Source organism: Vreelandella neptunia (assembly GCF_000712975.1).
GTDB classification, from domain to species: domain Bacteria; phylum Pseudomonadota; class Gammaproteobacteria; order Pseudomonadales; family Halomonadaceae; genus Vreelandella; species Vreelandella qaidamensis.
This window is the reverse complement of the sequence record NZ_JHQL01000001.1, coordinates 674,625-686,419: the sequence shown is the minus strand read 5'-3', so window position 1 is coordinate 686,419 and position 11,795 is coordinate 674,625. Positions and strand designations below refer to the sequence as shown.

The window sequence follows — 11,795 nt, the reverse complement described above, 5'->3', positions numbered from 1 at the left end:
TCATATACCAATAGGATTAATGGTATAACTTTTGTTGAAATATTTCATATACTGATTTTATGGTTACCACGTTGGCATGCAATCGAAAGGAACTCGCCCATGAGTGTTCGTACTGCAGCAAAATGGATGTTGTCATTCAACTGCTTGATCGCCTTTTCTGCAGTTGCCAACAATGACGTTATTTTTGACCACGTTATCGAGCGCGCTCAAACCTTAGCAGATACGCCTTATCAAGCTCCAGATGAGACGCTTCCCAGCGCTTTGAAGTCGTTAGATTACGACCTGTATCGACAAATCCGTTTTAATCCCGAGCGCGCCTACTGGCGCGATGAAAGCCCTTTCAGTATGCAGCTATTTCATAGCGGATTTATATTTCAAACACCCGTCACAATTAATGTGGTCGAAAATGGTGACGTTGTACCACTCTCTTTCTCGGCCGATGACTTCCAGTACGACGGTAATGCTAACCGCTTGTTGGAGAATGACTTAACGGGCAGCGGACACGCAGGCTTTAGGCTGCACTATCCTATCAATAATGAGGATTACGCCGATGAATTTGCTGTTTTCCTTGGCGCAAGTTACTTCCGTCTAGTAGGGCGTGATCAAGCCTATGGCCTTTCTACCCGCGGACTTGCTATTGACACTGCGCTAGCCAGTGGTGAGGAATTTCCTGAATTTCGCGAATTTTGGCTCTATAAGCCTGATGAAAATTCTGACAGCATTACGCTTCTCGCACTTATGGATAGCCCATCGCTAAGCGGTGCCTACCGCATTATGTTAACGCCAGGCGAGAACACTGAGGCTGAGGTAGAAGCAACGCTCTTTGCACGCTCTGACATAGAAAAGCTTGGGATAGCGCCGCTCACCAGCATGTTCACCTTTGGGGAAGCCAGCACCGAACGACCAGATGACTTTCGCCCCCAGGTACATGATTCTGATGGCTTACTAATACACACAGGGGCCGACGAGTGGATTTGGCGGCCGTTGCAAAATCCCTCATCGGTTCGCGTATCAGCGTTTATGGACGATGGCCCCTCCGGGTTTGGTCTAATGCAACGGGAGCGAGACTTTGGTCGCTACCTGGATCTTGAAGCACACTATCACCGCCGCCCCAGCCAGTGGGTAGAACCCCTTACTGACTGGGGGCCAGGGCATGTAGAGCTAGTCGAGATTCCCACGCCAGATGAAACTCACGACAATATAGTGGCTTACTGGGTGGCTGAGGAAGCGCTCACTGCTGGCGAGTCTCGCCACCTTCACTATCGAACGTTTACGCTCAATAAACAGCCCGAAACTAACTCACTGGGCAAGGTTGTACGTACCCGCCATGGAAGCGCAGCGGTTCCAGGCGAGACCGACTCGCCCTCTGCTGATCAGCGCCAATTCATTGTCGACTTCCAGGGCGGCAAACTGGATGACCTGACATCAAGCGAGCCAATCGAGCTGGACATTAACGTGCAAAATGGCGAGGTATTGCTACCTCAAGTCAAAACGCTACCCAACAACGGACAACGGGCCACTTTCCGATTGCCCCCTAGCAGCGAGCCCAGAGATATCCGGCTACGGCTGATGGTTGAAGGAGAACCCATTACTGAAACCTGGAATTACGTGTGGTACCCCGATGCCTGATCTCCACGCATTGCGGCCTTCAATCCCCTGGCTTAACAGTCGCCGAGCCTTCCTTGCTTTTGCGGTGTTAGCTACAAGCATCGGTGGCTGCCTCGTAATGGCAAAGGTAGTTGCTAATCTGGCCATTGGTTGGCAGCTCACTATGCTAATACTGTTTGCATTTACGTTTAGTTGGATAGCATTGGCATTTTGGGGGGCACTATGTGGGTTTGTGCTTTGTGCGCTACGCCGCGATCCACTCAGCTTACGTCGCCAAGCTATTGTGAACCCTAATGCCAGCCTGCTAGTCAGCCGCACCGCACTCGTAATGCCTATTTATGCAGAGCCTCCCATCCCTACCATTGCAGGAATAGAAGCAACGTGTCGTTCACTTCTCCAGCAAGCAGAAGCGTATGGTGCAGGGACTCCCAGTGCTATCAACAAATACTTTGAAGTGTTTGTGCTAAGCGATACCCAAGAGCCGGCCATGGCAGATATCGAAGCGGCTCATGTGGCTGCTTTGCAACAGCGCCTTGCCGGACAAATAGCCGTTCATTATCGGCGACGCCCTAATAATGACGGCCGAAAAGCAGGCAATATTGCAGAGTTTTGTCGCCGCTGGGGCCGCCGCTATGACTACTTGGTGGTGCTAGATGCCGACAGCCTAATGAGTGGCGCTACGCTGCTGCACTTAGTACACCGGATGCAGCGCCAACCCAGCGTAGGCCTTATTCAAACGGTCCCTATTCCCGTTGGCCAACGTACTCTATTTGGCCGTTTTACCCAGCTAGCCTCAGCACTTTACAGCCCGATGCTGGCAGCGGGCCAAAGCTTCTGGCAAGGTGATGCGGCAAATTACTGGGGCCACAATGCGATCATTCGCACACGCGCCTTTATGGCCCATGCGGGGCTACCTATACTCTCAGGTAAGCCACCGTTGGGCGGGGAGCTATTAAGCCACGACTTCGTCGAAGCGGCACTTCTTAAACGGGGCGGCTGGCAGGTGTTACTGGATACCTCTGCGACCACCGCCGTATCCCGACATAACCCTTACGCCAGCGCGTCACACAACAGCTTTGAAGCCATGCCGAGCAACATGCTCGACTTTGCCAAGCGTGACCGCCGCTGGCTACAGGGCAATCTGCAGCACTTACGCTTACTCACCGGCGCAGGGTTTCACCCGATTAGTCGACTCCACTTTTTATTCGGCGCGTTTGCCTACCTTTCTTCGCTTGTTTGGCTTGGGCTTCTACTCTGCACCAGCCTCATGGTGGGTTATCAAGCCATTGAGTCCACGTCAAACCCGCCGTTGCCTGAAGCCCTCTCGCTGGGGCTGTTAAGCGTAACGCTGGGTATGCTGCTCGCCCCCAAACTGCTGGGTCTATTATTAACGTTCTGGCAATGCCCCCATGCGTATGGCGGGCGACTCAAGCTTGTCACCAGCACGTTATTAGAAATTCTGTTTGCTGCTCTAATTGCACCGCTGATGATGGCGTGGCATAGCTTATTTATTGTCAACGTATTGATTGGCCGGGCCATTGACTGGCAAACCCAACACCGGGGAGAGCGTTCGCTAAGCTGGCGAGAAACATGGCACCACACTGGGTGGATGACGCTGTGTGGTATAGCTTGGGCAGGCACGATGATGCTTTTTTCACCCTCTGCGTTTGGTTGGCTAACTCCCGCATGGCTGGGGCTTATTGGAGCCGCTCCACTGGTGAAATATTCCAGCAGTGCCACTTGGGGAAGCCTCGTTAGCCAAAAATTCGGCTTACTGCAAACACCCAGTTCAGCACAACAACCACCACTTTTGGAGGAGTTTGCCGCGTTAGAAAGCCGCAGCCATCAAACCAGTGCTACTTTATCTCGCCCGTCGCTAACACTTTCTCTAGCGCTTCCCCAGGAACAGCCAGGCGATATGCCCTGCCAGTCATTTCGCTATCACATTCAAACAGCAACCAAACATGCCCCACCCGTTAAGGAGCCTTACTAATGCCTTCTGCTTTTTTCCATCGGCTCCGCAGTACCAGCGGTATGGCGCGTTCACTGTTTATTTACTGGCGGCCAGGAAGGCAAAGGAGCCTAAAGCAGTTATATCGTCCGTTTATTCAACCAGGCGATATCGCTTTTGATATTGGCGCTCACTTAGGCGACCGTAGTGCCGCCTTCCACGCGCTAGGTGCTAAAGTAGTGGCATTAGAGCCACAGCCAGCACTGGCCAAATGGTTTAAACGGATACTCAATCGACCGAACATTACGCTCTTACCACTGGCCGCTGGACCGCAACCCGGCTATGCGGATATCGCTATCAGTGTTAGCAACCCGACCCTCTCTACCCTAGCGACCGAATGGCGACACCAGGTGGGCGAACGAAACCCCGGCTTTCAACACGTACAATGGGAACAGCAGCTAAGAGTGGAAGTCACTACTCTGGATCAGCTCATTGCCACTTACGGCGAGCCTAGCTTTATAAAAATTGATGTTGAAGGGTTTGAAGCAGAGGTACTGATGGGGCTTAACCACGCGGTAGCAGCGCTTTCGGTAGAGTTTGTTGCGGGCGTGTTAGAGGTCAGCCATGCCTGCGTTGAACAGCTGTCCCGCCTTGGCGACTACCGCTTCAATGCAATTGCCGGTGAGCAGCGCCACTTCCGCTGGGCAACCTGGCAATCCCCTGAAACCATTACCCAGTGGCTCAACGATGGCGTCGACGGCTTGGCCTCTGGGGATCTCTACGCCTGCCGTGCCGACCATCCGCTGTTAAGCGCGTCCACATAATTCTTCAAAAACGATTTTAAAACACGGGCTTTAAAACACGAGCTTTAAAACACTGCTTTTAGAATAAGAGAACCTACATGATTTATCACTGGCAAACCCTCACCGCTCCCCAACTCGCCTCGATTGCCGAAGGTGATCCAGTTGCAGTGATCACCCTGGGGGCCATTGAGCAGCACGGTACGCACCTGCCATTAGGTACCGACCTGATCATTGGAGAAGGCTTACAAGCTGCCATGTTAACCATGATTGACCCAGCGCTTGATGTGTTATGCCTGCCATCAATTGCCGTCGGTGCGAGCGACGAACATGCCAATTTTGCTGGAACACTGAGCCTACCAGCTCCACTTGCCATCGCGACATTAGAAGCTTATGGCAAAAGCATTGCGAGTACAGGGATAAAAAAGCTGGTGTTGATTAATAGCCACGGCGGCAATAAAGCCGTGATGGACCTTGCCGCATTAACCCTACGCAAGCAATTTGAAATGCGCGTAGTGAAAGCCACTTATACGCGGCTACCGCCGTTGGAAGGCGCTATTAATGCCGATGAGCTGCGCTACGGATTGCATGGCGGCCTGCTGGAAACCGCCATCATGCTGCATTTAGCGCCTGAGCTTGTGCAGCTCGATAACTACCAACCTACCCCACCGGCAATGCCTAAAGGTGACGCAATGGTCAGCCCAGAGGGTAGCGCCGCGTTTGCCTGGCTTGCCGAGGACCTGAGTACGTTCGGCGTTGCCGGTGATGCAACGGATGCTCATCAAGCATTAGGTGAACGGCTAGTGAAGCACTACGCCACTCAGTTGGCGCAGGTGGTGGCTGAAACCGCCCACCTGCCACCGCTTATCACGCGGAAAACGTCAGATTAACGCCCACGCCCTTCAAGTACCTCGTCTAAGAAATGCCCTGCTCGATTGGCTTTGGCGCTTAGGTAGCGGTGATTGTGATCCGTTACACTGCCGTAGAGCGCTTGACGTGAGACGACTTCAACACCGCCTTCACGCAACGCTGCCATTTTTAGCGGGTTGTTGGTTAACAACTGAACTTTATCGATCTCTAGCGCATTGAGCATATCCACCGCGACGGCGTATTGACGCTCGTCGTCGCCAAACCCTAGTACTTGGTCGGCATCGACGGTGTCTAAACCGCCATCTTGCAAGGTGTAGGCGCGCAGTTTATTCGCTAGACCAATCCCCCGCCCCTCTTGTGCTAAATAAAGCAGCACGCCGCCACCCATGGCTTGAATATCGGCCACTGCATTACGCAACTGTTCGCCACAGTCACAGCGCAGGCTGCCGAACAGATCACCAGTGAGGCAAGCCGAGTGCATACGCAAAGGAACTGCCCCAGGGATAGTAGCCAAATCACCAATCACTACAGCCACATGCTCACGTAACCCGTCAGGCTCACGGAACAGCACAAAGCGGCTTTCAGGCGCTTCTTCCAGGGGAATACGCGCCTCGCTTACACGCTTTAGCATCCCCGGTGCGCCAGCTAAACACTTCTCTGCATCCCAGGCATTAACTTCTAACAGCTCACCTTTTGATAGCTGCTGAGCAATATGCTCGGCGGATGCCGCACTGACCTCAGCGCACAGCGCCGCCGGTATCAACAGCGCACGACGCATAAGCGCCACAGCACCTCGCTCCCCTACGCCTGCAGGCTTCAGGCCGCTTAACAGTGAATGGGCCTCCGACGCTTCATTGGATACAGCAAGGTGATGCAAATCACGCTCACTGATTTGTTCGGTGAGCGGTAAGCAAGCCGCATCCGCTTTCAGCGACATGCCCATTGCCTCCAAACGATGACGCGTTAATACCAACGCTGGCCGAGAGCCGGAGAGTTTCGCCAGTGAATCGACCGACACACTGCCTTCAAGTGCCTGTACCAACAGGCGTTGCTCTCCGGTATTAATCACCACGGGCAATCCACGGCGAATATCGAAAATAGCGCGTTCAATGTGATACATGTAGGCCTCCAAGTTGCCTGTTGGGGCGGACAACGTTTGCTTGCGTCGGGCAACATGGCCCCGCATGATGAGTTGCTGTTTTCTGAATGGAGATACCATGCCTAGTACCAATGAAAAGATGATCGATATCGACCAAGCGTGGGCATGGTTGCTGGACGTTCAACAGGGCATCAGAAGTGACGCCACAATGACGCTTGATACCCATGGCGGCTGGCACTCTTCTATCCCTGTTACAAGCGCCGCGCAGGAGCTGTTGACGTGTTTGCTGCCACTGGTGCGTCATTCGAGCTGGGTGGTTGCGCAACTGGGGCAGAGCCTGGATGGGCGCATCGCTACGGAAAGCGGTCACTCCCACTACATCAATGGCGTTGAAAGTTTGGTACATCTGCACCGTCTGCGGGCGCTGGCAGATGCCGTAGTGATTGGCGCGGGTACGGCGAGCGCTGATAATCCCCAGCTCACAGTACGCCACGTAACGGGCAAGCACCCTACCCGAGTGGTGATTGACCCACGTGGCCGCGTGCCGACTGATTTGGCGCTGTTCACCACGTCTACCGCACCCACGCTGCATCTCACCGGGCCAGAGGCAACGGTGGGGCCAACGTCCGCCGAACACTGCGTGCTGCCGTTGGATACCAATGGTCAGTTCCGCCCCGCCGACGTTATTACCTGGCTGGCAGATCGTGGCCTTACGCGGGTATTGGTAGAAGGCGGCGGCGTTACTGTTTCGCAATTCATTGAGGCGGACGCGGTTGACCGTCTGCATTTGCTGGTCGCGCCACTGCTCATCGGTTCCGGCCGACCTGGGCTGCAGATGACGCCCATCGACACCCTTGAGAGCGCCCTGCGCCCGACGATGCGCTCTTTCCGCTGCGGGGACGACACACTCTTCGACGTAGTGCTGAGTGGGCGCACTGCCTGACGGAGAACTGGATGGCGAAGAACTGGATGGCGGAGAACTGGACGGCGTAGCGCGTGTTCGTGAAGCCAGCGCTGCCCAAATGCCTGGCAGACTACCCATCAGCACCAACACACCATAAGCCAGTGATATCGCCACACCTTGCGCCGAAGGCAAGCCAACAAACATCCAAATACCTGCGGCGGCGCCTTCCCGTAACCCCCACCCAGCGATCGAAAGGGGTACCAGCATGGCAAGCAGTAACACTGGAGCCAACGCCAAAATATCTAATGTCGCCAGTTCAATGCCGATTGCCCGAGCCGCACAGACCATTACTAGGCCATAGCTAAGCACGATCAAAAGCGAAGAGATCAGTTGCCGTGGCCATACGTCACGCTGCAATAGCCCGCGGCGCATATCCTGCCCTAATGCAGCACACCAAGCGGGTAGCGTTACCGCCGAGCGCCGCAACCAGACCATCAGCGTCACACCGGCCACTATCACGATAACCGCTACGCCCGCCACTACCATCAAGCCACTGAAACCCAGCGCCGTTAGCCAGAGTGGTGACGTGAACAAGGCGATTAGTGTGTAAAGTGCAATCGCCAATTGCCCAGAAGCACGCTCAATCACCACCGCACGCCAAGCACTACCCTTTGAAGAAGACTGACGAGCATGGCGATGGGCACGACCTGCATCACCCAACACGCCACCTGGTAAAAGTTGGTTAACCAATAATGCTAAGTAGTACTCCCGCAGTGCATAACGGTAGCGCAACGGCACGTCGATTAATCCTGCCGTCAACTGCCAACGCCACGCGCTCAGCATCACTTGCAGAACGCTGATCAACAGCGCCAGAGCCATCCAACCCGGCGCAAAGCGCTGCACTTCGGCCATCACCGCGTCTGGCTCTACCCACAGGGCTACAGCGGCCAGCAGCCCTAAGCTCACTAGCCCTTTTTGCACCCACGGGGTTCTCAGCCAGCGCCAGCGTCTCATGGGGTTAGCCCTCGTCCGCTGGCAGCGCCAGTAAGTCGCGGTGGCCCACCCAAATACCGATCTCACCTTCGACCACACGACGTAAGCGTTCATCGCGCCATTGGGCAATCCGTGACGCCGCCTCTGGAGCCTGTTCGGTAGCAGCGTTCGCCCATCCTTCAACTAATGAGCACATTAAGGGGTACTGCGCTGACTTGCCCGCCGCTAAGCGCCACGGGGTTTCAGCCTCGTTAATCCGATAACCGTGGTCAGCCATCGCTTTAACTAACGCGCTGTGAGCATCGCCGCCTAATGCACCGCCTAAGCCTTTATCGCGACGTTGATGTGCGTTGAACAGCTCACTGATCCAGCGATCGTCAAGGTCGTTCAGAGGTTGCTGCTGGGCATTGGTAAAGTACCATTCGCCGGTAATGCTTAGAGTGATAAGAAGCGCTTGCCGATGTTTAGCACACTGTGCCGCCAAGGCATCAATCCACGCTTGAGATACTAAATCGATCAGCGCAGATGCCGTTACTACGTCGCAGTGCGTAAGTGCTGGGTGGTCAAGCTGTTTAAGGGAAATACAGTGGGTTTCCACCTGTAGCGGTTCACCTTTACCCGTGTTCAATTGGCTGGTTCGTGAGTAGGCTTCATTAAGTAAGGCGGGATCATGGTCAATCAGCATCCAGCGCTGGGCATGGTGCAAGCGAGGCGCAAGAAACTGGCTATTACTTCCGCGTCCACAGCCTAAATCCGCCAGTGTTATTGGCGATGAAGCTTCTGTCAGCAGTGCAGATTCTGCTCTTTGCTGTTTTTCTGATAACCAGCTTGCTAACGCATCCACCAACGCTTGGCTACGCGAACTGGCATCGACGCCTTCACGCAGCGACAGCCAATCCGCTGCAAATTGGCTTCCCGCCGACAATGTCGAAGATTGCTGCAGCGCCTCGGCAAACGCCTTTCCTGCAGCCTGCCAGTCGCCCAAACGGTCGCGCACAGCGGCGGCACCTGCACGTAGTTCAGTGCGTAGTGTCTCATCGTGGCAGAAAGCCACCAGCGCGCTCGTCAGCGCCTTCACATCCCCAGGCGCAACACTAATGCCCGCCCCTTTGGGCAAGGTATCCCGCAGCGCACCGCCGGTGGTGGTGATAACGGGTAAGCCATGGGCTAGCGCTTCAGTGACCACCATGCCGTAACCTTCATACCAAGAAGGCAACACCAATGCATGAGCGTTCTGATAAGCGGCTTCCAGGGTTGCGGCATCACATTCGCCGTGGAGCGTTACCCGATCACCAAGCTGGTGGCTGTCGATCAGTGTTTGAACGCGATTCGTAAATGCAACATCACGAGCACCGCCAAAGCAGTCACATCGCCAGTGCCCACGCTCAACATTCGCCAAGGCTTGAACTAAAATGTCCTGCCCTTTACGTGGAGTCAGTGTTGCCACGCATAGCAGACGAATAGGTTCGCTAGGTTGTGCCGCAGGGCTGACTGGAGCACATTCAACCCCAGGTTCCACCACAGTGATAGGGGCACTAAATGGCAGCTCATACTGCTCCGCCAATGCTTTTACACGACGCTCAGTAAAGCGACTGGTCACAATTACCCTATTTACATGGGCCAGGCCACACAGCTCGCTTCGGTGAAAACGCTGCTGATCTATCTCATTTAAGCCCTGCTCATCGCCCAACGGATGATGCAGTAACGCAGTGATATCCAGGCGCTCAGCGTGGTTAGCCACCACATCGGGCAATGCCCCCATGGCTAGTCCGTCGATAATGACCTGCGCATGGTCCTGCAAGGCGGAAAGCGTATTGGCTAGCGCTTGAGCTGCTTCATCATCGGCATCAGGAAAACGCCCGGCTAACCCCACCACATTGATAGATAGCCCACGCTCGCGCAGCGCAGCAACAATATGGGCATCATAAATATACCCACCGGTACGCTGGTCTGGATCGCCAGCCACTATCAAGGTAAATGGCTGACTCATAGTGCCCCTTCATAGCTTGCCCACGCCACATGAGATTCGTGCAGTTTGATCTCCATATGCGTCAGCCCCTGGGCGGTGGTACCCATTTTTCCTGCTTTGATGGCAGCCGCTAGCTGGTCAAAAATCACCTTGGCCATAAATTCTGTGGTGGTGTTTTTACCGCTAAACTCGCTCACCTCATCAAGGTTGCGATAGTTGTAATCCGCCAGCACCTCTTTAACCGTTTCACTGGCTAAACCGATATCAATCACTAGACCATCTTGGTCAAGTTCAGGGCGCTGAAACACCACGTCCACCACATAGGTGGCACCGTGGGTGCGTTGGGCAGGGCCGAATATTTCGCCATTAAAACTATGGGCAATCATAAAATGGTCACGAACGCATAAACGGTACATAGACACTCCTGTCGTATTAACTGGACCTTTTTTAGCCAGGTCGTTCTAACTAATTCGCACTTAATTAAGCCGCATTAATTAAGCGGGCAATGGATAACGAATTCGATGGCATAGCGCTGTGCTCCTTGGCCCAAACAGAGCAGGTGCCAGCGTTGGGAAATCGGCAAAATCGCTCTCACCGCTGATCAGCGCATCTAACCGCTGATCGGCGAGTAAGCGTAAAGCGAGGGCTAAACGGCGGCGATAATTCCAGCGCGGCTGCAACTTGGCAGGCAATTGCCCAACCTGGCTGGCGCTAAGCGTTAAGCGCTGGGAGTGAAAAGCGCCACCAAGTGGCAGCGATACGTCGCCTTCGCCAAACCAGCTCATTTCAATCACGCGGCCTTCATTGCCCAGCAAGCCCATAGCCAGTCTCAGGCCATCCGGCTGTCCACTAGCATGGATCACGCAATCTTGGTCGGTGGGTGCCTGTTCTGGTGTACAGAAGGGAATACCCAAATGCGCTGCCAGTGCTTCTCGCTCGGGATTAATGTCGATCAAGCGTACTTCTACCCCCGGAATTTGCGCACACAGATACGCCACAAGTGCACCAACGACGCCAGCACCCACCACACAAACGCGCTCGCCAAGCATAGGGTTAGCATCCCACACACCGTTAATGGCGGTTTCCATATTGGCGGTTAGCACAGCACGATAAGCGGGCACATCGTCGGGAAGCGGCAAAACAGCATCAACAGGTACCACGTAATGATCCTGATGCGGAAAAAGGCAAAAGACGGTCTTATCGACGAGATGACGTGGCCCTTGCTCCACATGGCCAATACTGCAGTAGCCATATTTCACAGGGGTGGGAAATGCGCCTGTCTGAAAGGGCGCGCGCATCCGTGAGTATTCACTCTCAGGCACCCGCGCGTTAAATACGAGCGATTCGGTGCCGCGGCTCACGCCGCTATAAAGGGTACGGATCCGCACCTCATTTTCGTCGGGAGGCGCTAGTGGCTCCTGTTTAAGCTCACCATGCATGGGGCGAGTCACCCAAAAAGCCGTAGCAGTATCAGGCGGCAACATGACATTTCCTTATGGTTTAAGCGCTTCATCCATCCTTACAGCATAGCCTTATTAAGACTTGTTCACATTTCACGACTTCCCTACAGCGTAGCGTAGAAAGGGAAACGGTTGCTTAAC

9 protein-coding genes and 1 pseudogene are annotated in these 11,795 nt (G+C 54.4%); 5 read left to right on the top strand and 5 right to left on the bottom strand.

The window, feature by feature from the left end; genetic code table 11:
* Positions 1 to 99 precede the first annotated feature (99 nt).
* The 4 genes from CR46_RS0103130 to CR46_RS0103115 all read left to right on the top strand — a co-directional run bounded on the left by CR46_RS0103130 (position 100) and on the right by CR46_RS0103115 (position 5,249).
* Complete coding sequence (locus tag CR46_RS0103130; protein WP_030070041.1) at positions 100 to 1,629, top strand: OpgD/OpgG family glucan biosynthesis protein; 1,530 nt, start codon at positions 100 to 102, stop codon at positions 1,627 to 1,629.
* Positions 1,622 to 3,601 carry a glucans biosynthesis glucosyltransferase MdoH gene (gene mdoH / locus CR46_RS0103125; protein ID WP_030070039.1) on the top strand — a complete coding sequence of 660 codons (1,980 nt, stop codon included), beginning with the start codon at positions 1,622 to 1,624 and terminating at the stop codon, positions 3,599 to 3,601. The genes CR46_RS0103130 and mdoH overlap by 8 nt, the downstream gene beginning before the upstream one ends.
* The gene (locus CR46_RS0103120) at positions 3,601 to 4,383 is read left to right on the top strand and encodes an FkbM family methyltransferase (protein ID WP_030070037.1); all 783 of its coding nucleotides are present in this window, start codon (positions 3,601 to 3,603) and stop codon (positions 4,381 to 4,383) included. Before mdoH ends, CR46_RS0103120 begins: the two co-directional genes overlap by 1 nt.
* 77 nt (positions 4,384 to 4,460) lie before the next feature.
* Positions 4,461 to 5,249, top strand: coding sequence for a creatininase family protein (locus tag CR46_RS0103115; protein WP_030070035.1), 789 nt, complete (start codon positions 4,461 to 4,463; stop codon positions 5,247 to 5,249).
* Here CR46_RS0103115 and ribA read toward each other — a convergent pair.
* Complete coding sequence (gene ribA / locus CR46_RS0103110; protein ID WP_030070033.1) at positions 5,246 to 6,349, bottom strand: GTP cyclohydrolase II RibA; 1,104 nt, start codon at positions 6,347 to 6,349, stop codon at positions 5,246 to 5,248. The two genes, CR46_RS0103115 and ribA, sit on opposite strands and share 4 nt — an antisense overlap.
* Before the next feature lie 64 nt (positions 6,350 to 6,413).
* On the opposite strand from ribA, the gene CR46_RS18525 reads away from it, so the two are divergent.
* A complete protein-coding gene (locus CR46_RS18525) occupies positions 6,414 to 7,271 on the top strand; it encodes a RibD family protein (RefSeq protein ID WP_332245060.1) in 858 nt (285 codons plus the stop codon).
* 96 nt (positions 7,272 to 7,367) lie between these two features.
* Here the strand turns inward: CR46_RS18525 and CR46_RS18520 are convergent.
* The 4 genes and pseudogenes from CR46_RS18520 to CR46_RS0103090 form a co-directional block, all read right to left on the bottom strand.
* Positions 7,368 to 8,246, bottom strand: a pseudogene (locus tag CR46_RS18520) (lysylphosphatidylglycerol synthase transmembrane domain-containing protein); the annotation flags it as partial.
* Between the two features lie 4 nt (positions 8,247 to 8,250).
* Positions 8,251 to 10,215 carry a glycosyltransferase gene (locus CR46_RS0103100; protein WP_030070028.1) on the bottom strand — a complete coding sequence of 655 codons (1,965 nt, stop codon included), beginning with the start codon at positions 10,213 to 10,215 and terminating at the stop codon, positions 8,251 to 8,253.
* Positions 10,212 to 10,610 carry a 6-pyruvoyl trahydropterin synthase family protein gene (locus CR46_RS0103095; RefSeq protein ID WP_009722429.1) on the bottom strand — a complete coding sequence of 133 codons (399 nt, stop codon included), beginning with the start codon at positions 10,608 to 10,610 and terminating at the stop codon, positions 10,212 to 10,214. Before CR46_RS0103095 ends, CR46_RS0103100 begins: the two co-directional genes overlap by 4 nt.
* A gap of 78 nt (positions 10,611 to 10,688) precedes the next feature.
* Positions 10,689 to 11,678, bottom strand: a complete 990-nt coding sequence (locus CR46_RS0103090; RefSeq protein ID WP_030070026.1) for a zinc-dependent alcohol dehydrogenase — start codon at positions 11,676 to 11,678, stop codon at positions 10,689 to 10,691.
* Positions 11,679 to 11,795: the final 117 nt, after the last annotated feature.